The 20,937-nt window shown below is 43.1% G+C and carries 21 protein-coding genes and 2 pseudogenes; 18 read left to right on the top strand and 5 right to left on the bottom strand.

Annotation, left to right across the window (positions count from 1 at the left end):
* Nucleotides 1–64 precede the first annotated feature (64 nt).
* Nucleotides 65–402, bottom strand: a pseudogene (locus C0Q44_RS02695) (DUF4870 domain-containing protein).
* Between the two features lie 199 nt (nucleotides 403–601).
* Nucleotides 602–874: a transposase gene (locus C0Q44_RS02690; protein WP_105405940.1), complete on the bottom strand. Its 273-nt coding sequence runs from the start codon at nucleotides 872–874 to the stop codon at nucleotides 602–604.
* 396 nt (nucleotides 875–1,270) lie between these two features.
* Here C0Q44_RS02690 and C0Q44_RS02685 point away from each other — a divergent pair, with 396 nt between their 5' ends.
* From C0Q44_RS02685 to C0Q44_RS02645, 9 genes are all read left to right on the top strand, one after another.
* Complete coding sequence (locus C0Q44_RS02685; protein ID WP_017690840.1) at nucleotides 1,271–1,459, top strand: hypothetical protein; 189 nt, start codon at nucleotides 1,271–1,273, stop codon at nucleotides 1,457–1,459.
* Between the two features lie 132 nt (nucleotides 1,460–1,591).
* The gene (gene map, locus C0Q44_RS02680) at nucleotides 1,592–2,353 is read left to right on the top strand and encodes a type I methionyl aminopeptidase (RefSeq protein WP_105405939.1); all 762 of its coding nucleotides are present in this window, start codon (nucleotides 1,592–1,594) and stop codon (nucleotides 2,351–2,353) included.
* A 602-nt stretch (nucleotides 2,354–2,955) separates the two neighbouring features.
* The gene (coxB, locus tag C0Q44_RS02675) at nucleotides 2,956–4,008 is read left to right on the top strand and encodes a cytochrome c oxidase subunit II (protein ID WP_105405938.1); all 1,053 of its coding nucleotides are present in this window, start codon (nucleotides 2,956–2,958) and stop codon (nucleotides 4,006–4,008) included.
* A gap of 71 nt (nucleotides 4,009–4,079) precedes the next feature.
* Nucleotides 4,080–5,930, top strand: a complete 1,851-nt coding sequence (gene ctaD / locus C0Q44_RS02670; RefSeq protein WP_374955087.1) for a cytochrome c oxidase subunit I — start codon at nucleotides 4,080–4,082, stop codon at nucleotides 5,928–5,930.
* Nucleotides 5,927–6,553, top strand: a complete 627-nt coding sequence (locus tag C0Q44_RS02665) for a cytochrome (ubi)quinol oxidase subunit III (RefSeq protein WP_105405936.1) — start codon at nucleotides 5,927–5,929, stop codon at nucleotides 6,551–6,553. Before ctaD ends, C0Q44_RS02665 begins: the two co-directional genes overlap by 4 nt.
* A 3-nt stretch (nucleotides 6,554–6,556) precedes the next feature.
* Nucleotides 6,557–6,877 carry a cytochrome C oxidase subunit IV family protein gene (locus C0Q44_RS02660; protein ID WP_105405935.1) on the top strand — a complete coding sequence of 107 codons (321 nt, stop codon included), beginning with the start codon at nucleotides 6,557–6,559 and terminating at the stop codon, nucleotides 6,875–6,877.
* A 109-nt stretch (nucleotides 6,878–6,986) separates the two neighbouring features.
* Nucleotides 6,987–7,910, top strand: coding sequence for a cytochrome c oxidase assembly factor CtaG (ctaG, locus tag C0Q44_RS02655; RefSeq protein WP_105405934.1), 924 nt, complete (start codon nucleotides 6,987–6,989; stop codon nucleotides 7,908–7,910).
* Between the two features lie 35 nt (nucleotides 7,911–7,945).
* Complete coding sequence (locus C0Q44_RS02650) at nucleotides 7,946–8,410, top strand: DUF420 domain-containing protein (protein WP_105405933.1); 465 nt, start codon at nucleotides 7,946–7,948, stop codon at nucleotides 8,408–8,410.
* Between the two features lie 143 nt (nucleotides 8,411–8,553).
* The gene (locus tag C0Q44_RS02645) at nucleotides 8,554–8,925 is read left to right on the top strand and encodes a hypothetical protein (protein WP_105405932.1); all 372 of its coding nucleotides are present in this window, start codon (nucleotides 8,554–8,556) and stop codon (nucleotides 8,923–8,925) included.
* Between the two features lie 118 nt (nucleotides 8,926–9,043).
* Here C0Q44_RS02645 and C0Q44_RS02640 read toward each other — a convergent pair whose 3' ends face one another.
* On the bottom strand, nucleotides 9,044–9,373 hold the full coding sequence (locus C0Q44_RS02640) for a hypothetical protein (RefSeq protein ID WP_105405931.1): 330 nt from the start codon (nucleotides 9,371–9,373) through the stop codon (nucleotides 9,044–9,046).
* Between the two features lie 200 nt (nucleotides 9,374–9,573).
* Here C0Q44_RS02640 and C0Q44_RS02635 point away from each other — a divergent pair, with 200 nt between their 5' ends.
* From C0Q44_RS02635 to C0Q44_RS02610, 6 genes and pseudogenes are all read left to right on the top strand, one after another.
* Entirely contained in the window at nucleotides 9,574–10,287 is a 714-nt protein-coding gene (locus C0Q44_RS02635; RefSeq protein ID WP_146113414.1) for a hypothetical protein, read from the top strand.
* 92 nt (nucleotides 10,288–10,379) lie between these two features.
* Complete coding sequence (locus tag C0Q44_RS02630) at nucleotides 10,380–10,769, top strand: GntR family transcriptional regulator (RefSeq protein WP_105407578.1); 390 nt, start codon at nucleotides 10,380–10,382, stop codon at nucleotides 10,767–10,769.
* 15 nt (nucleotides 10,770–10,784) lie between these two features.
* Nucleotides 10,785–11,681 carry an ATP-binding cassette domain-containing protein gene (locus tag C0Q44_RS02625; protein WP_105405929.1) on the top strand — a complete coding sequence of 299 codons (897 nt, stop codon included), beginning with the start codon at nucleotides 10,785–10,787 and terminating at the stop codon, nucleotides 11,679–11,681.
* A gap of 20 nt (nucleotides 11,682–11,701) precedes the next feature.
* Complete coding sequence (locus C0Q44_RS02620; protein ID WP_105407577.1) at nucleotides 11,702–12,604, top strand: ABC transporter ATP-binding protein; 903 nt, start codon at nucleotides 11,702–11,704, stop codon at nucleotides 12,602–12,604.
* On the top strand, nucleotides 12,597–13,895 hold the full coding sequence (locus C0Q44_RS02615; RefSeq protein ID WP_105405928.1) for an ABC transporter permease: 1,299 nt from the start codon (nucleotides 12,597–12,599) through the stop codon (nucleotides 13,893–13,895). The genes C0Q44_RS02620 and C0Q44_RS02615 overlap by 8 nt, the downstream gene beginning before the upstream one ends.
* 330 nt (nucleotides 13,896–14,225) lie before the next feature.
* A pseudogene (locus tag C0Q44_RS02610) lies at nucleotides 14,226–15,162 on the top strand (IS30 family transposase).
* Between the two features lie 153 nt (nucleotides 15,163–15,315).
* Here C0Q44_RS02610 and C0Q44_RS02605 read toward each other — a convergent pair.
* A complete protein-coding gene (locus C0Q44_RS02605; RefSeq protein ID WP_105405927.1) occupies nucleotides 15,316–16,107 on the bottom strand; it encodes a hypothetical protein in 792 nt (263 codons plus the stop codon).
* 1 nt (nucleotide 16,108) lies between these two features.
* Complete coding sequence (locus C0Q44_RS02600) at nucleotides 16,109–16,375, bottom strand: hypothetical protein (RefSeq protein WP_105405926.1); 267 nt, start codon at nucleotides 16,373–16,375, stop codon at nucleotides 16,109–16,111.
* 1,060 nt (nucleotides 16,376–17,435) lie between these two features.
* On the opposite strand from C0Q44_RS02600, the gene C0Q44_RS02590 reads away from it, so the two are divergent.
* From C0Q44_RS02590 to C0Q44_RS02580, 3 genes are read left to right on the top strand one after another with little or no spacing between them, the layout of a single operon-like run.
* Nucleotides 17,436–18,320 (top strand): hypothetical protein, encoded by an 885-nt coding sequence (locus C0Q44_RS02590; protein WP_219845167.1) that lies wholly within the window; start codon nucleotides 17,436–17,438, stop codon nucleotides 18,318–18,320.
* Nucleotides 18,321–18,326: 6 nt separating this feature from the next.
* Entirely contained in the window at nucleotides 18,327–18,809 is a 483-nt protein-coding gene (locus tag C0Q44_RS02585; protein ID WP_105405923.1) for a helix-turn-helix domain-containing protein, read from the top strand.
* A 4-nt stretch (nucleotides 18,810–18,813) separates the two neighbouring features.
* Nucleotides 18,814–20,820: a hypothetical protein gene (locus C0Q44_RS02580; protein ID WP_146113413.1), complete on the top strand. Its 2,007-nt coding sequence runs from the start codon at nucleotides 18,814–18,816 to the stop codon at nucleotides 20,818–20,820.
* The last annotated feature ends 117 nt before the right edge of the window (nucleotides 20,821–20,937 follow it).

Below are 20,937 nucleotides of genomic sequence, written 5' to 3'. Positions count from 1 at the left end.
CTGACTTCAAGCCTGCTGAAAGCCGAGGAACATTACGTCTCTAAAGTTACAAATGTTACAAATGTTACAGATGACGCATCTGTTTCTCTGCAAAATCTCCAACCCACGGCAATTTCAGCCACTTTCCCTGGAGGCTGGTGACAACCATGATAAGCCACACTACCACACCCAGCAGAGATAACAGGGAGGCCACCAGTGGCCCAAACAACGGCAGGAAATTGGATAAAATATGCCCGACTATAATAATGCCAAAGACCGTTACGGATTGCAGCGCATGAAATAGCACGAACCGACTACGCTTTTCCACAGCGAGAAACACGATCCCCCTACAAAGGTAAACAGATAACATAACATTCCGGCAATATTTTCATCCAGACCGCTAGACGATTTCATGGGTGACATTCGGCCCAGCCTCCTTTGTCCTTTTTATATAGGCTATGAAGGAGGTAGACAGAACTGAACCTGTGTATATGGCTTAAAATGACAGACTCGTGCAAAGAGCACGCAAGAACAGGAAAGCGGGGACAGTAACGGCTGGTTTCAGCCATACTCTCCCCCCATGTCGTTCAAGCTTCAACAAATTCCATGCAACTACGGATAATTAGGTTTGAATCTGTCTGCGCGGGCTATTGATCTTGCCATTCTTATCCGTGTCGTTCTCTTTGGGTACCAAGCGCTCATCAGTACGTCCTTCGTGGTGATTATCAAATGCGTATTCGGTCAGTTTCCATTCTGACTTGCCGAGAACGGGATCAGCCGGAAAATGTTGTCCCCGGTGCAGATGTTCCTCACGTCCAGCTTCGTTGATGTAGACGCCGTCTACTTCCACCTTTTCATGCGAAAGGGGCAGCATATCCTGTTCTTTACGCTCCATGAAACAGTGCCTCCTTAGATACCAGTAATTTTACTGTATGGGTTGTCTGTGATAATATCCCCCGAATACTTGTCTGTTATGCTGGATACATTAATCCGTATAGAATGGTCTCATTCATGAATATAATTCGGAATTAAACTTTTTGGGCAGAAAAACCGTTATAAATAATAAGGAAAATTGTCAAGTCGTAACATACTTCCGAATATGCTACAATAAGATTATGATTCATACCGAATCATATCGGGTATTTATAGTGTCAGGTACTTGCTATCGGCGAGGTTCCCGACCTAAAGCTTGCTTTAAGCCGCGCACACAACTTCATGGATGGCATTTAAGACTTATTCGGCGTTTCTCTAAACGGAGCATTCACTTTCAACGTTTTGGGAGGGAATTACAATGGCAACGAAAGGTCACAATGAGGTCAAAGAAAGTTTGAGGGAAATGACTCGAATTTTCCGTCCTAAAGATCCAAAAAAATTCGTGAAGGAGTACGTGAGAAAATACCGGATTACGGGTGGATATGAGGAAGAATTGACTTCTGTGGTTGAGCATGAGCTTGTCAAGATGGATTCTTCCGTGTCCTGAAACAACACACAACTCTGATTATACTGTTCCGATAATGAATAGAACCGTCTCTCGGGCGTTAAGCTCCGGCAGGCGGTTTTTTTTGCGTTCTGCTGCATATATATGGGAGTACATCTACAGTGGGAAGGATGAATGCATGTGGACCCTATTTTGAAAACCAAAGAAGAGATTGGTTACATGCGGGAAGCGGGACGCATTTTGCGAAACTGTCACCAGCATATTGAGCAGTGGATGGCACCCGGGATCACTACAGCAGAAATTAACGAGAAGGTGGAAGATTTTCTCGCGGAACATGGGGCTACACCGGAGCAAAAAGGGTATAAAGGTTATCCGTACGCGACATGTGCCTCTGTCAATGAAGTGGTCTGCCACGGATTTCCTGGCAGTGAGGTGCTGGGAAGCGGGGATGTAGTGACTATCGATATGGTGGTGAATAAAGACGGCTGGCTTGCTGACTCGGCCTGGACATATGGAATTGGTGAACCAAGCAGATCCATCCGCAAGCTGATGAGACGTACGGAGAAGGCGCTTGAGCGTGCAATTGCACAAGCCGTTCCGGGCAATACGCTCGGAGATATCGGCAGTGCCATAGAGCGAACAGCCCGATTATATCGCTACGGGATTGTGAAGCCTCTCATCGGTCATGGGATTGGTCAGTATATTCATGAACCGCCGAATGTGCTGCCTTATGGCAAACGCAGAACGGGCATGATGCTCACCGAGGGTATGGTCATCACGATTGAACCGATTTTTACAAAAGGTAGTTCAGGTGCTGTTGTGTGGGATGAGGATGGGTGGACAGTGAGAACGATAGATGGCAGCTGGGGAGTTCAGTATGAACATACTGTTGCCATAACGGGCGATGGTCCGCTGATCCTGACAGATGGTACGTGAAATGAAGATAGTAGGGGTTAGGACTGGATCAGACTTATGATTCGGGTCCAGGGAGTTGAATGAAGTTGAGAACTTTCTCGGAGTGCTCCATGCTGTTTTGAGCTTGTTTAAAGCGGTATGGAGCTGTATCAATGCTTTCTGACTTGATATGGGAGATGGTTTCCATATCCTCTTAACTTTTTTTTGCATAATAGCGCATGTTTCCAATGTGAGAAAAATCGCCAATAAATCAAGTTTTGTCACCGAAATTTGGCAAAAATTTTCAAATGTAGAGAGTAATATTTTTAACTGAAATCGTTTGCAAATCAAGTTGTAATGCGGTTTTCTACATAAAGTGAACAATTTGTGAACATGTGTCCAAAGATTGACAAAATCATACCCTCAACTTATATTTAATAAGTGATTGAAGCATATAGAATGAATTGGAAGAATGCGCAGACATGCCCTGAGCAGGAAAAGACGGGAGTGCTGGAAGCGTTATTTTTGTAAGCGTTCTGTATGACGAAAAGGATTATGCGTATCGTGCTGAAACGTACCTTTTGTTGCCTTTCTACCGAACGACAACGGTAATCTACGAAAACGTAAAAAAGTGGGGTAGATCAATGATGAAACAGTGGCAGGTTGCAAAGCGAATTCTCCCCTTGCTGGCGGTGTTCTCTTTGCTGCTATCCGCATGCGGGCGGGAAGACTTGTCGGTAATGAAACCTCAGGGTCCTGTGGCGCAAGGTCAATACGATCTGATGAAGCTTTCCATTGCGATTATGATCGTGGTGCTCATCATTGTATTCGCCATAGCAGCTTATGTCCTGATCCGGTTTCGCAGACGGGCCGGGCAGACTGAGATGCCCGAACAGGTTGAAGGGAATTTCAAGCTGGAAGTAATATGGACAGCCATTCCGTTATTGCTGGTCATTGTTCTGGCAGTACCGACGGTACAAACGATTTTTGCCCAAGGTGAAGATTTATCCAATGACAAGAATGCACTCAAGGTCCAAGTCACCTCACATCAGTACTGGTGGGAATTCACTTATCCTCAATATGATGTAACCACCGCTCAAGATCTCATCATTCCGACCGGAACGAAAATCGCATTCGAATTGAAAACCGCTGACGTGCTTCACTCCTTCTGGGTGCCGTCACTTGCGGGCAAAATGGACACAAACCCGGATGGAACACTTAACAAGTTCAGTTTCTCCGCCCCGAATGAAGGCGTTTACCGGGGTAAATGTGCCGAATTATGTGGTAGATCGCATGCTTTCATGGAATTCAAGGTGAAAGCAGTGAGTCAGGAATCCTTTGACAGATGGGTTAATCAGATGAAAGCACCTGCAGTGCTTCCAGAAGATGCTCAATTGGCTGAAAAATTCAAAACGAATTGTCTTTCTTGCCATGCTGTTGGCGATCAAGGTGGACCCGTGGCACCTAACCTGACGGGAATCGGCGGCAAAGAATCCGTCGCAGGCATTTTGCTGAATGTTCGTGAGGGAGTGGAAGAAGGCAGCCCGGTGCTGGATAACATGAAAGAATGGCTCCATGATCCACAATCCGTGAAACCGGGCAACACGATGCCGAATCCCAAAGATCTCGGCCTGACGGATGAAGAAATCGACGGAATTGCCGAATATCTGGCCAACTACAAATTGGACTATGAATAGAACAGCAAGGACGATGAAGGGGGTACACAACCTTGGCTCATGCTCATAGCGTCAAGCGGTACAGGGGCTTGATGGATTGGATCACCACCGTCGATCACAAAAAAATCGCCGTTCTTTATTTGGTTGCGGGTGGATTTTTCTTCGGAATTGGCGGTATTGAAGCCATATTGATTCGGATTCAATTGATGAAACCGATGAATGATTTTGTATCGGCACAGGTCTTCAACGAATTGATTACCATGCACGGAACAACGATGATTTTCTTGGGCGTCATGCCACTTATATTTGCCATTATGAATGCTGTTGTGCCTTTGCAGATCGGTGCAAGGGACGTGGCTTTTCCTTTTCTTAACGCGTTGGGTTTCTGGACGTTCCTGTTTGGTGGACTGCTGCTGAACCTGAGCTGGGTTATGGGAGGAGCACCGGATGCGGGCTGGACTTCATATACGCCGCTTTCGGGCAGCGAATACAGTGGAACGCATGGCGTGGATTTCTATACGATTGGTCTGCAGATAGCAGGTCTTGGAACGCTCATTGGGGGCATTAACTTCCTCGCCACTATCATTACGATGCGTGCTCCGGGTATGTCCTATATGCGGATGCCGATGTTTACATGGACCACATTTATTACATCTGCCATTATCCTTTTTGCTTTTCCTGCCGTCACGGTGGGGCTTGTACTGTTAACATTTGACCGGATACTGGGAGCTAATTTCTTCGATGTCGCAGGTGGCGGTAACCCTGTACTCTGGCAGCACATCTTCTGGATCTTCGGGCACCCGGAAGTATATATTCTTATTCTGCCGGCATTCGGTATTATTTCAGAAGTTATTCCAACCTTCTCGCGTAAACGGCTGTTCGGATACAGCTCCATGGTATTTGCCACCATCCTGATTGCCTTTCTGGGCTTCATGGTATGGGCGCACCATATGTTTACAACAGGTCTGGGCAATGTAGCTAACGCACTTTTCTCTATCTCAACGATGTTGATTGCCGTGCCTACGGGGATCAAGATATTTAACTGGCTCTTTACGATGTGGGGTGGACAGATCCGTTTTACGGCGGCAAACCTGTTCGCGGTCGGATTCGTTCCAACCTTCGTTATGGGCGGGGTTACCGGTGTCATGCTGGCTTCTGCTCCGGCAGACTTCCAGTTCCATGATACATATTTCGTCGTAGCTCACTTCCATTACGTTATTGTGGGTGGACTGGTACTTGGATTATTCTCTGGACTTCACTACTGGTGGCCGAAGATGTTCGGACGTATTCTGAGTGAAACTCTGGGCAAATGGACATTCTGGACGTTCATGATCGGTTTCCAATTAACGTTCTTTGTACAGCATTTCCTCGGTCTGATGGGGATGCAGCGCCGGATCGTTACATATTTGCCGAATCAGGACTTTGACCTTATGAATCTGGTCAGTTCCATTGGGGCATTCCTGATGGGTGTCGGAGTCATCATTTTCCTGGTTAATATTGCGATTACCATGAAAAAACCTGCTGATGCGCCGAATGATCCGTGGGAAGACGGCCGTACATTGGAGTGGACGATTTCGTCGCCTCCACCAGAGTACAACTTCAAGCAGACACCTCTTGTACGTGGAATTGATGCATACTGGAAAGAAAAGATGGCAGGAAACAAGGAGATGACACCAGCAGAACCTGTGGGTCCTATTCATATGCCGTCAGCAACACCGTTGCCGTTTGTGATGTCTGTAGGTATCTTCATTGCCGGACTTGGACTCATGTTCAGCAAGGATGATTTCAATAATGCATTTATGAACGTTATCTTCAACAACTATATTGTGGTTATTATTGGTCTTCTGATCACATTCGGTTCGATGGCACTTCGTTCACTTTATGATGATCATGGCTGGCATATTGAACCGGAGGATCAGGATGAGAAGGGGGCTAGAACATGACAACCTCACATGCCGAACCGGTGAATGACAAATTGCCACATGAGCCGGAGAAAGCAACGCTGGAGGGGCGTAACAAGCTGATCGCCTTCTGGTTGTTCCTTGGCGGCGAGACCGTATTGTTCGGCACACTCTTCGCAACCTTTCTGGCGCTCCGTGGCCAAACCAATGATGGACCTACGGCGAATGAACTGTTCCATCTGCCCCTCGTGGGAGCAGCGACGTTCATTCTCCTGGTCAGTAGTTTAACGAGTGTATTTGCAATTCAGGCCATGCATAAGGGTAACCGGAACAAACTCGCTTTGTGGCTTGGCATCACGGTAGCTCTGGGTCTCGGATTCCTCGGACTGGAGATATACGAGTTCTATGAGTATGTGAAACATAAAGAGTTCGGTATGACCACCAGTGCATTCAGTTCAGCATTCTATACGCTGGTTGGGTTCCACGGAGCCCACGTTGCCTTTGGTATTGTGTGGATTGGAATTATTATCGGGCAGCTATACAAAAAAGGATTGACGGTCGTAACTGCACCTAAAGTATACGTCTCCGCAATGTACTGGCACTTTATTGACGTGGTCTGGGTGTTCATCTTTACGGTCGTGTACTTGCTCGGAAAGGTGGGGTAACACATGTCGGCACCGGATAAGACAGATCAACAGCCTGTGAAACACCGTCACCGGACGGAGGGGCCACAGAAACACGTTGTTGTGTTTATATTCTCCATTATTCTCACATTAATTGCTTTTGCGGCCGCTTCTGCCGGAGGGGTCAACACAACGTTCACTATTATTATTTTGCTTGTCATGGCTATTCTACAGGTTTTTGTCCAACTGGGTTACTGGATGCACTTGAAGGACAAAGGGCATCTGATGCCCATTCTGTTCATGGCCTTTGGGTTTTTCGTAGCCTTTACAGGCATCATTATGGCACTCTATTGGGTCTGGTGGTAAAAGAGATGGCGGCGGCGCAATGCCGCCGTCTTTTCCCCTTTTAGGCCAGTGAATCTTCTTACAGGAATTCAGGCATTCATCAAAATTAGGTCACGGGGAGGGTTCCCGTATGCTCGGGTTGCAATATTTTAGCTTCAATGACTTATGGAGTCCGCTTATATTGGCTTTGTTTCTCATCCTTGCGGCAGCCTATCTGGTACTTGTCGGACCGTTGACTGAACGAATACAGGATGCAGAGCCAGCAACTGCTGTTCAGAAAATCATGTTTCTTACCGGCCTATTCGTTCTGTACCTTGCTCAAGCGGGACCATTTAATCTGCTCGGTCATGTGATGTTCAGCTTCCATATGGTGAGTATGGCGTTCTCTTATCTGGTAGCTCCGCCACTGATGATGAAAGGATTGCCGATCTGGGTATGGCGCAGAATCGTTCGCTGGTTGCCTACACGCCAGCTTTCCTTCTTGGCTCATCCTATCGTTGCGGCAGTGCTTTTTAACGGGCTATTCTCGTTGTATCATCTGCCTGTTGTACATGATTATGTCATGCTGAATTTTACAGTTCACCGATTATATTATGGTGCACTCTTTATTACCTCGATGCTCATGTGGTGGACATTGCTCAATCCATTACCTGAAGGCAGACAAGCGTCGGGTTTATCCAAGATCGGTTTTATTTTCTTGAATATGGTACTGCTTACACCGGCCTGTGGATTGATTATTTTTGCATCCGAACCGTTGTATCAGACTTACAGTAACCCGGCAGTATGGGCCGAAGCGATGCGGTATTGTGTGTCCGGAGATTCTACGGCGTTACTTCGTTCATTCGGTGGACCTGCCTTCTTCAATTTTCTATCTTCCGCGAAGGAAGATCAGCAGGTCGGGGGTATTGTGATGAAATTCATTCAGGAGGGAATCTTCGCTTCGATGCTGGCCTATGTATTTTTTCAATGGTATCGGAAAGAGAATCAGGAAGATGACGATGATTCGTATCCCGCAGAGGGCTCAGGAGGGCCTCTCAATCCGGCTGCCAAATAGTTAAGTCAATGTTCTGATAAGAGGGGGAACACACGATGGATATGCATTTTTTGCTACCTACGATCAGTACTTCGTTCATTGTGATTAGCGCGGTGCTGGTGGGAATCGGCTGGGTGCTGATTATTCGGGGCAAGCGCGAGGCGCACCAGTCCGCCATGATGGCGGGTGCAATTGCGGCTCTGATCTTTTTTGTCATATATATGTCCCGCACAGTGTTCGTAGGCAATACGGCTTGGGGTGGGGACCCGGACATGGAAATCTTTTACCGGATTTTTCTGATCTTTCATATTATCCTGGCTACTGTGGCGGCTGTATTCGGTATCTCTACACTGGTGCTGGGATTCAAAAAGAAGTTCGGCACACATCGGCGCTGGGGCAGATTCACGTCCATGATCTGGTTTGGCTCAGCACTGACAGGGGTTGTTGTGTACGTCCTGTTGTATCTGTTGTATCCGGGGGGTCATACACGGCCGGTGTGGGAAGTTATTCTCGGCGTATAAAGGAAGAGATATAACCGTTGGGTAGTTCGGACGAGTGTCACTAATCTCATATGAAAATACGAAAATGGACGAATCTAGCAGATGATTCGTCCACGCTTCCTCTCTTATTCAATCATAGAATGAGTTCGAGAGGGGGAAACAAAATGAAAAAAACAGTCAACGTCAGTCAAACGTATCCACGTCTTACCGTGTATTCCGAAGAGAACTACAGAGGAAGAAGCCGCATCTACCGTGGCAACACAGGTCTTCGTAACTTGGACAATATTTTGGATGGGGTGGAGAGCCTGCGCTTTTTCTCAACAAGTTCGAATGCAACACTGGTTCTGTTTACACGGCCTAACTTTCAAGGTGGATTCCGTGTCTTCCGTGGCAACACCAACTTGAGAGATTTGGATGATCTGATTCGTGGCAATGACGTGGAATCCCTGATCTCCACGAATGAACGGCTGACTCTGGCCGAGATTCGTGCGATCCGCACCAACCGCAGTTTGCCTAATGGCTATAACCTCGTTTAATCGCAAAGCCTCTTCTTCTAACAGGTGCTAGAGAACGGCAAAGAGCTGTACCCGAATTGTGTTTACACAATAACGGGTACAGCTCTTCTTTTGTGATTGGGGAATTTTATGTAATCGTCTAATCCCCGCCACCTCCACTGTCTCCACCACCACTATCCCCACCACTGTCGCTGCTGTTACCATGATCACTATTATGATGAGAATGTGTGCCTGATGATGAATCCAAATCATGATGTTTGTGATCCGTTGTGTGCCTGGAATGTCGATCATAGGAGCCATCTCCTGTAATGACCGGATATCCCGAAGCAGAATCAGTATAACCGTTGTTACGTCGCATGCGGTGTCTGCCCTTTTTAGAGGAATGACGATGAGGTTCATCCCGAAGGATCAACCAGATGACGACAATGAGAAAAAGGAGCACAAATCCGATTTCGACCAGCCAATCCATATCTGCAACGTTCCTTCCTTTGAATCAGTACTGTAGTTTATTTTATCGTAGATTTGAATGGTATCCTATTCTGTTTTCCTGATTCAGGAAAATTAGGGGTTGACGGGATGAGAATTGGGTCTGTATACTGTGTATATTGATATATACAGTAATCACAGTGAGCGGCATGAGTGAATGACAGGTGAAAGGCAGGCATGCATATGAACGAATGGAAGCAGGCATGGTGGTTGACCCGCAGTGAGATGAATAAGAATAAGCTCCAATGGTTATGGTCTGCACTATTCATGATATACACTGGCGGCATGAGCGGTGTGATGTTAATAGGACAGCAACAGACAGATTTCATTAATCCTGTGGTGGATGCCTTCTTTTTGATCATGGTGCCGTTTCAGGGATTCATGTTCTGCAAACGCTCCTTCCGTTACATACAGGAGGATTCCTATACGCAGATGCTGGCCTATTATCGCAGAATTCCCATCCCTGAACAGACGGTGATGTGGTCCAGGCTTCAGCAATCTCTGATGGCATTTGCATACAATGGAATCTTTTTCTACGGATCATTATACATGGCCGCACTTCATTCCGAAGGATTCCGATGGGATCAATATCTGGCCTTTAGCCTGACCTGTACAGGTTATGGACTTGTGGTAACAGGATTGTATATTTATGGAGAGTTTCTGCACAGTGGTAAGAAATACTTGCTGCTCAGTACTCTTTTTATCCCTTTCGCGATTGTAATATCCTTAGTGATTCGACTGTCAGGCCGTTACGGGTTCTCGATTGTGATTGATACGAGTAAGTCATGGGGACTGCTTTCCCCGCTCATGTGGATTGCTCTGGTGGCTGGCGTAGCGGGATTATGGCTGTTTAGTCGCTTAACGCTGAAGAAGCTGGTTCACCGAGATCTGAGTTAAATGGATGAGATGTGAGCTTATGTACGAATACAGGATGAAACCGGCGCGGTCAGGTAACAGACTGGAGTGTACCGGAGGGCGAGGTGCAAGATGTGAAAATACCCATTCAAATTAATGAAAATAGCGCTGAACCTTTATACCACCAAATTGAAAATCAGTTAAGATCTTTAATTATTACAGGTCAATTGGGGGAGGGAACACATTTGCCGTCCATTCGTGAATTCGCCGGATCACTGAATTGCAGTGTTATAACGGTTAGACGGGTCTATCAGGATCTGGAGAATGAAGGTCTGCTTCGTACGAAGCAGGGGACAGGTACATTTGTGGCCCAGGTCGAAGCAGGGGACAGAGAAAATTATAGATTAAAGGCTGCGCGAGAAGCAATGCTGACAGCGGTTCAGTCGGCTAAAGCGGTAGGGTGCACAGAAGAAGAGATGGAGAGTCTGTTTTGGGAAGCCCTGAAGGCTGTTTACTCGAAGTAAGGGAGTGATTCACACATGGAACCCATAGCAGTTCAGTTGAATGGCGTATCCAAAATGCGAAAGCGCAGAGTTATTGGTCCTATTGATCTGACCATTCCGGAAGGATATGTCGTTGCTATCTTGGGACATAACGGTTCAGGCAAAAGTACACTTCTTAACATGCTGCAACAAGTGGTGCTGCCCGATAGTGGCCAGATTATATGGTTCGGGAAGGAGCATGATGGACCACTCCCCATAGAATTGAGGCAGCAGATCGGTTTTGTGGCAGACAACAGCGGGTTAGAAGAGAACCAGATTACTGCACAGGAAGCAGCCGATTTTCGGTCTTACTGGTATCCGCTCTGGGATACGGAGCTGTTCGATCGGCTCATGAATGAGATGGATGTACCGAGGGATGTGAAGCTGACCAAGATGTCCAAGGGAGAACGGCGAAAGTTCGAGATTGCCGCCGCACTCGCAGCTCGCCCAAGACTATTGCTTTTGGATGAGCCTTCATCCGGTCTGGACCCCTTTGCCTGGAAGGTCATGGTCGAACAGTTCCGAAGCTTTATGGCAGGAGGAGATACCACGATTCTAATTGCAACGCATATTGCGGATGAAGTCAAAAGACTTGCGGATTACATCGTATTGATGCATCGTGGTCAGTCGCTGGGAATGGCTGAGAAAGATATCGTGCTCGATCAGTGGAAAGAAGTCTGGTATGAAGGAGATTTAAGGCCAGAGAGTATTCCGGGCATTGTCGAATCACATATGGAAGAGAATGGTCTAATTCGTGTGATAACAACCCGGGTCAGTGAAGCGCAGGAAAGGCTGGAGCTGGCAGGTAGCCGGGTGTTGAGAATCCGCAACTTGGAATTGGATGAAGTGCTGACATACTGGATTGCCGGGTATACACCCGTACAATGGAGATAACCGAAGGGAGAAGATCAATGATGAACCGATTGGAATTGAAGCAAATCGTCAAGCAATATGCAGACAAAACAGCCGTTAATGGAGTTACGCTCAATGTACAAGAAGGGGAGATTTACGGACTACTCGGAGCCAATGGTGCGGGTAAAACAACGACGATGCGTATGGTGCTCGGACTGATTCACCCCGATGAGGGCAACATCCTATACAATGGTAAGCCCTACAACGCGGAGTTACAACAGATTATGGGTTATCTTCCGGAAGAACGTGGATTGTATCCGAAGGTGAAGGTTAGTGAACAGATTAATTACCTGGCTCGGCTACGCGGCATGAACGGTAAGGACGCGGATCAGAGCCTCAAGTACTGGTTGAACCGTTTTGAAGTACCCGAGTATTACGATAAGAAGATTGAGGAGCTATCCAAAGGAAATCAGCAAAAAATGGGATTTATCGCTGCCGTGGTGCACAGACCGCAGATTCTTATATTGGATGAGGCGTTCAGTGGACTTGATCCTGTGAACGTTGAAATACTCAAATCTATCGTCAAGGAATTGCGTGATGAAGGAACAGCGATCCTGTTCTCCACACACCGGATGGAGCATGTTGAGGAATTATGCCGTCAGATCACCATTCTGCATAGCTCCAATACCGTAGTGCAAGGGGAGATCAAGGAGATCAAGAGTCGTTACCCGCGTGAGCAAGTATATCTGGGTACGATTGGAAGTGTGGAAGGACTGGAACAGTTGCCTGGTGTGAAGAAAGTCGAGCGGAATGAGCGTGGATACCTGATACATATTGGTCAGGTGGAAGTCGCTCAGGAGATTCTTAGAACAGCGATGGCCCAGACGACGGTAGAACACTTTGAGATCAAGGAACCAACGCTTAACCAAATCTTTATTCGTGAGGTAGGTGAGTCGAATGAATAAAATGGGGACAATTACGGGATTTACTTTCAAAAACAAGGTTAAAACGAAATCATTCATGGTGACAACCATTGTACTTGCACTTTTAATTTCGATCGGGCTTAATGTTCCATATTTCATTACCTTATTCAATGGTGGTTCCATTGGTGGTGGAGCTTCAAGCAGTAATCCTGTAAATATTGGTTTGTTGAGTACAGGGCAGCCGGAAGTTTCTGATAAACTGGAGAGATTCTCTTCAGCTCAAGGAGATCAGGCATATCGATTCATTACCAGTGGTGACAAAGACGAGGCTAGTTTAAAGGCAGATGCCGAAGCTGGACTTACCGATGGCTATCTGAAGTTTGAAGCTGTTGCCGGGCAGGAGTTCCCGCAGCCGATTCTCTATTCAACGGAAGAGGTTTCACCTCAGATCATTACATCGATTGAAGCTGCTTTGCAAAGTGTGAAGCTGGATGTGGTTGTGAAGGGTGTACTCACGGCAGAACAGAAGGAACTGATCACAACGCCGGTGAAGCTCACCGAGCAAAGCCTGAGCACAGATGAAGGTGGAGCGGGTTCTGAGTCAGAGAGTGGTATGAGCCCTATTAACTACATTGTAGTGTATCTGCTAATTATCTTGTTGTTCACCTCGACCATGATGACAGGTAACATGATTGCCTCCGAGATCACAGCTGAGAAGAGCTCGCGTATTATGGAGATTCTCATTACGAGTGTGTCTCCGCTCAGTCAGATGTTTGGTAAAATCATCGGTATCTTCATGGTGGGTATGCTGCAGATCGGCATCTTTGGAGCAGTGGTTGCCGGAAACATCTTGTTGCCACATAACCGTGCAGTACTAGGTGATTTTAATATGAATGTGAGTGATGTGAATGTTGCGGTTATTGTATACGGACTCATATTCTACATTTTGGGTTACTTCTTATATGCCGTAATGTTCGCTGCCATTGGTTCCATGGTAAGTCGTACTGAAGAGCTCGGTCAGGCTGTTCTTCCAATCACGATGCTGTCGCTCGTCTCTTTCTATATTGCGATCTTCAGTATTGCCACGCCGAACATTCTGTTGTTGAAAATCGCAAGCTTCATTCCGTTCACGTCGCCAACAGCGATTCTGGTACGGATCGGCGCAGGCGTTGCGCCAACATGGGAGATTCTGACTTCCCTTGCGATTCTTATCGCATCTATTATGATCTTCGGCTGGCTCGCAGCCAAAATCTATCGCACAGGTGTGTTGATGTACGGTAAACGTCCAACCTTTAAAGAGTTATTTAAGGCCATGAAGGCGTACAAGATCTAATAGAGATATTGTAGGTGTTGTGTGTTGTCATAATTAGTGGGACTATTTTCAGAATTGATGAGACAACTTTTTCATAATTAGTGGAATTTGTATATTTATTCATCTATATGCATTTTAGTGATGAACTTAAAATTTACTACTTGTTTAGTCCACAGTTTAAATGGAATTGAAAAAACGACTTTTTCTCTAATGCTGAGAAAAGGTCGTTTTTTTATAAGACGGATTGTAATATGAAGTGCGACACCGACTGGAAATAAATAAATAATGGCCCATGGCCGGATTCGTGTAGAATGAAGGTTCCTACACCACATTCATACAAGGAGTTCCACTATGAGCTACTTACTTCTTAGTATAATCGAACGCAGCAAGCTAGAAATCCTACATCAGCAAGGCAAAAGTTCACGAGCCATTGCAAAAGAACTGGGGAGGCATCTAGCAACGATTCGTCGTGAATTGGAGCGTGCTGGTATATCTAAACCCTATCAAGGAGAACAAGCTCATCGTGGGTAACAGAAACGCCGTAAAATTTCCCGTCCACTTGGAAAATGGTCCATTAGACTCGCTGCTACGTTAGAGGAAAAACTTCAGGCGACATGGTCTCCTGAACAAATTAGCGAACGTTTCCGCACCGATGGCCTGCCTACGGTTCCTTCAAAACCATTTACCGCTGGCTCTACGAGGGACGACTGGTTCGAGGTGAATTACAGGTTCTTCGGCACAAAGGTAAACATCGGAACCCTACAGAAACACGGGGGAAATTCACCATTGGCCGAATCATTTCAGATCGCCCGAAAGAAGTTCGTTCTCGTGAAACGTTTGGGCACTGGGAGCTGGATTCGCTCGTATCTGGTCGTGGGAAAAGTAAAGGATGCCTAGCCACACTTATTGAACGCAAGACACGTCAATACACCGCTATCCTCATGCCAGATTGTACGGCATTGTCCATGGAAATCGTGCTGGGCGTAGCCATATCACAGTACCCTAAAGGCTTGACCGAGGTAGGGAGTCTTCTTGTTATACCAGCGTGGAAAACACCCATCAGTTGCACGTTTATTTTGCCGATCCGTACTCTTCCTTGCAACGTGGTTCCAATGAAAATGGGAACGGATTATTGCAAGAATTCCACCCCAAGGGTACCGATTTCGCTCAAGTAGAAGATGAAGATCTGGCCCATTCACTCGATCTAATCAATCACAGACCACGTAAATGTTTAGGCTGGAGAACCTCTCACGAATCTTTCGCAGAGGAACTGTCGCACTTGGCTTGACAATCAGTCTAAGTAAAAAGACGTGACTGGTTGGCCGTTCAAATTGACCAGGATTCCAATTCACGTCTTTATACTCAATATAATTAAGTTACCGAAAATCAAAAGAAAAGGTGTATTAAATAATACTGGAGTTATATTGCTGCCTATAGAAAATTAGGGTAGGTATAAAGAAATGTAGGCTAAGACTTGTTGTGCTTTAGTCCATAGAGCTGTCCCATCATCAGATATTGATTTGAGATGGGCTAGTTTTTCAACTGCCATTTTTAATATTCCTAACTTGGGCTTTTCCGATTGAGTTTGTTCAACTGCAGTTTCCACAATATCCACGGTGTCTGCTTTATCTTCGTCAGATATATTAGGGTGAGAAAAAATCAGTGCAATAAGTTCTTTAGTCACTTTTTGTAGATCTTCACCGTTATTGTTCTGAATGGCATTAATATTACCGTTCTCAGTGAAGTTCAACTGACCAACTTTTCCGGTTATCATAATTTTTGCTTGAGGATTTTGTTCATATCCCATATCAATCGCCCACTCCTGTAAATAATCTCCAATGTAGTTCACAAGACGTTTAGTAACGTGTTGATTGAATCGTCGTACGCTTTCACTGTATTTTGAAGAATATCCATAAGACAGCACCATGTAATTTTGCGCATGTTCAGAGGCGTAAGTTAGCAACTGATAAATAAAAGATATTTCTTCAGTTTTCGAAAGGGGGAGTTCAAATGCTCCTTGACGTTCATCGATTATCATTTGAATATCAAAAGATTGAGTATTATGTTTAGTTATAAAATCAGCAATCAAGGGTTCAGAGTTAATGGCTTCTAAGAAAAATTTTAAAAGTCGGAGTGCTTCATCGTAATCATCACAATTTAAGAGATTCCCAGCATTTCTTCTAAAATTGAGGCTTAGCTTCTTAAATTCTTTATGGTCCACTATTTTTTGCATCTCAGCTCACCCCACAATAAGGACAAAACGGATTCCCAACAATTTTAGATAAGTTGTCTATTTTAATTTTCTTCTCACAACAATTCATAATTATAATCTCCAAATCATCCTCTTCCACGAGTAATCGTGGTTCTTGAATGGGGAGTTTTTTGTGCTTCGTCGTAACTTTAACAATTTTATTTCCTTTAAAGGATTTTCCAAGATTCTTCATAAAATCATTGAGTAAATGATTAACCTCGTTCTGGGCAATCGTCATCGCGTGTTCCAATATATCCTCCGTTATAAATGATGATGGTGGACTTGGTAAACCGCAATATGGGCAAAAATATTCAATAACGGTATCGTCTTCAGCCTCGTTTGGAGCTAATTTAAATGGCTCAGAACAATGGCGGCAAGAATACGATGAAAACCCTTCAATATCAGACTGCTTCGAAATCGTATAGTTTGTTCTTATGCGAATCCAACCTCGCTTTCTATTGACTAATGTAAGTGTATCAAAAAGGCGAAAGTCTTTAAACTATCGGTTTCAGATAATGTGACTTGAATTTACGTTATACGTCTACACCTATTATGAATAAAAGTCGATAATGAAAGTAGAGTTGAAAATAGTGTAATAACGTGTATGAGCCCTCTCTGTGGAGGGTTTATACACGTTATTATTGCAGCATGTAGGTTTGTCATTGATACTTTGAGCAAGTCGTTTAAACACCCAAAATTAAGCTTCAGTTTCAATGATTCGAGGAGAAGGGAGTCAATAGATGAGTATTTATAAAGCAGAAATAAAATACTGGAGGTCCGTTTAGAGTAATTTTTCCTATTCAGAATTTATATATTCACAAAAGTCTTCCTCAAATATAGATTGAAGTGGGTTACTAATTTTTAAACTAGGACGCGATTTAGTCACCATAAATTGGCGATAAACAATGGTATTCGACAAAATTAGACAGGATACGCAAATTCAATAGGGTATAATTTACTATGTTAGGTTGTATCTCTAACGCAAAGACATTTGATTTATTACATATTTTAATTTAGTGAGGAGATGATTTAATGTCAGCCATACTTCCTCAGATAAACGATCAGTTTTATTTTATTGATAAGTTAGTAGTTATAGTAAAGGTATTCCTTAATTTTCAGCTAGCTAAAGTTCGATATATCCTCTCAGTCGAAACCTTCATAGTGGATATTAATGTATTAAAGTTAGACGCTGATTATAGTAGTTCAATATCAATAAAATTATTAGGAGTGGAAGGATCTTGATTTTAAATTATATAGACACCCCATTGGATGGGAAGTCTTGGGAGTCGCTCATGAATTCATGTTATAGAATGAAATTTCAAGATGAGCATTTCACAGAAATACCAGCAATTCATGGTGGGGATGCCGGTATTGAAGGGTTTACTCGCCAAGGTAGAGTGTATCAGTGTTACTGTCCTGAGCGTGAATATAGCGATGACGATCTTTATGGTCACTTAAGAACCAAAATGACAACTGATATAAAAAAGCTGACCAACCTAACATACGCTAAAAGGTTAAAAGATCTTGGGGTGCCTAAAATTAAAGAGTGGCATTTTGTGATCCCTCTGTATAGAGATGCAAGAATTGTCACACACGCAGAAACTAAACGTCAAGAAGTGCTTATGATAAAAAGAGCAGATCCGCAAAAATATGATTATATCGATGATGAATTTATTATTGTTATAAAGCAAGCCGAAGATTTCAAGGTTGAGATTTCTAGAATTGTTAGAACAACATTATCTGACATGAAATTGAATTTAGCTATATATCATACAAGTACTTTGGATTGGTCTGAGTGTGATTCAGAAAAAGTGAATAATATCAAAAGAAAGGTTAAGGCAGTGATGGGAGATGTTGATGAGTCGGATGAAGACTATATTGATGTTGTAGGCATGTATGTAGATTTTTATATGAAGGGCATTGAGATTCTAAAGAAACTAAGGGTTTCCTATCCAGAAATATATGAAGATATATACGTATTAGAACAGGCGTATAAAAAACAAGTATCAATGAGGACGAAGATGAATACAGATAGCTCGATAAACGCAAAGCTTTTTAACGAGATTCTGGACGATTTCCAGCAAAGATTAGAGCAACAGTTTACATATCTTACACTTGCATCAGTAATGGAACTGAAGAACGATCTTGTAAGTGGTTGGCTTGCTGATTGTTCAATGCAATTTAGAAGTAGGTGAATATAATTGGATAAACGTTTTTTAATTGGAGAAGAAATCGTATTTGATGCTAAGCCAGATGCTGTACCTTATAACTATAGGATAAGTTATAAAATGGCACAGCTTTGTTTAATCATGGATATATGTAGCCGTGGGGGATGCTCCTTGTTGAAGCTACATATGATTTCCATGGGACTTAGTACAAAACAGGATATGCAAAATTTAAAAAGCTTAGCCTATGATAATTTAACAAATTACACTGTAGTTAGGTTTGACCCAGCTGTGAATCATGCTATCCGTTATGCTTCTGCGGACGGGCTGGTTTATCAACAACAAAACGGTTTGTTTAGGCTTACAGCAAGAGGGAGGTCCTATGCAAAACAAATCATTAAAGAGAAAAATTTAATGACTGAAGAGATTCGTTACTTAACTTCATTGTCAACGATGTTAACTGAGGAAAAAATAAAATATATTACTTCTCTGTGGAGGTACTCTAGTGCTGAGGATTAGAAGGTTGAAAATTGATATTGCGACTAGTAACGGTATGTACGGGTTTGAGACTTCATTTAATGATGGTTTAAACTTTGTAGCAAGTGAAGACAATACACGCGGGAAAAGCTCTATTATAGCAGCGATTTATTATTGTCTTGGATTTGAAGAGATTATCGGAGGAAAGGGCGAAAAGGTACTAACTTCGGTTTATAAGAGTTCGATAGAAGATGGTGAGAACATTTATCCGGTCTTGGAATCAGGTGCATATTTAGAAATATCTAATGGACTGGAAACAATAACAGTTTATCGCTCAGCGAAAATGGAAAACAGAAAATATCAATTGGTTACTGTTTTTTATAGCGGAATTGATAGGAAGGGTAATTCAGATGTATTAAAAGAAGATATGTATGTACATATGCAAAATTCAGCTGTAAATAAAAAGGGTTTTCACAGCTTTTTAGAAAGCTTTTTGCATATTCAGTTGCCTTTGGTTCCTTCAACTGATGATAAGACAAGAAAACTCTATTTACAGTTGATTTTCGCAGCAATGTTTATTGAACAGAAGCATGGATGGGCTGATATTCTATCCGGTATGCCAGTTTTGGGAATCAGAGAATCTAAGAAACGTGTATTGGAGTTTATCGTTAATCTGGACACTTTAGAAAACGAAAAGAGAAAAGACTATCTGCGTGCAAGGGAGAGTAGTATAAGGAGCGAATGGAGTTCCATAATAAAGGAAATCATCGTTCTAACTAATAGAGAGTCGTGTACCACTCACGGTCTTCCCATACATCCTAAAGTTCTTACAGATGAAGATTTTTTAGCAATAAGTATAAAAAAAGAAGATATTAGGCTTAACGAATATGTGGATACTTTAAGAGATCGATACAATCAACTGTCGGTTTTGAAGCCTAAAATTGTAGACAACTTTGATGAGATCCAAAAAGAACTTAATGCTACGGAATTATCTATTGAAGAATTTGAAAGAGATATTTATAAGTGTAGATCTTTACTTCATTCAGAGAATACTAGCATAGAAAAAATAACTAATAATCTTGAGATGATAGAGGCTGATATTAGAAATAATAAAGATGCAGCTAGACTTAGAGATTTGGGTTCAGAAATAAGCTTAATGACATCTGAAGACATTTGTCCGGTATGCCATCAAAGTATTCAGGACACTCTAATTCCAAATTCTGCAGATATGGATTTTATGAGTGTTGATGAAAATATCAGACATCTAACTGCACAAAAGGAGATGCTTGAGTTTGCCAAGAATAGCTATTTCAAAAATAGTAGTACTTTGAAAGTGAGGATTGAACACTTAGAAAGTGGGTTGTTTACACTTCGTAGTTTAGCGAAGTCTTTACGTAATGATTTATATTCCATCAACGAAAATATTTCTGAAACAGTTATTCATAAGAGATTACAACTCGATTCTGAGATTACTAGTCTCGATCGATTAAACCAATTTTTTACAGACCAACAAAGTAGATTGTTGGGGTTATCGAATGACTGGAAAATTATGTTGGAGGAAAAAGAAAAGCTGCCAAAGAAAAAACTAACAGAATTAGATGAGAAGAAAATAAAGTCATTAAGAAACAATTTTGTTAATAATTTAACTAACTTTGGATATAAAAGTGTATTTAATTTGAACACAGTTGAAATTTCATTAGATTCATATTTGCCTGTTATTGAGGGTTTCGATATGAAGTTTGATTCATCAGCTAGTGACAACATAAGAGCAATCTGGGCATTTGTAATAGCTCTGCTTCAGACATCGAACAATATATCAGGAAATCACCCTGGATTATTAATATTTGATGAGCCTGCGCAACATAGTATTATGATTAACGATGTGGAGAAGTTTTTCAATAGTATAATTGAAATGAACAATTCTCAAGTTATCGTGGGCATCACTATAAAGGATATTGAAACTCGAGAAGCAGTACAAAGGCTGCCTGCTACAAAATATAAATTAATCAATATCCCGAACAAGGCGTTTCGGAAATTTTCTGACTCAGAGTAAGAAATGATTCGGTTCAAAATGATTCATTAGGTACCTAGAGGGACTATCTCTAAACTTGTGATATAAGAGACTAAAACTTGGGTTGAACCAACAATTGTATATTGAGTAATAAGGTAT

Origin of the sequence: Paenibacillus sp. PCH8, assembly GCF_002968835.1 — a bacterium.
Classification (GTDB): Bacteria; Bacillota; Bacilli; order Paenibacillales; family Paenibacillaceae; genus Paenibacillus.
This window is presented reverse-complemented; position numbering and strand designations above follow the sequence as displayed.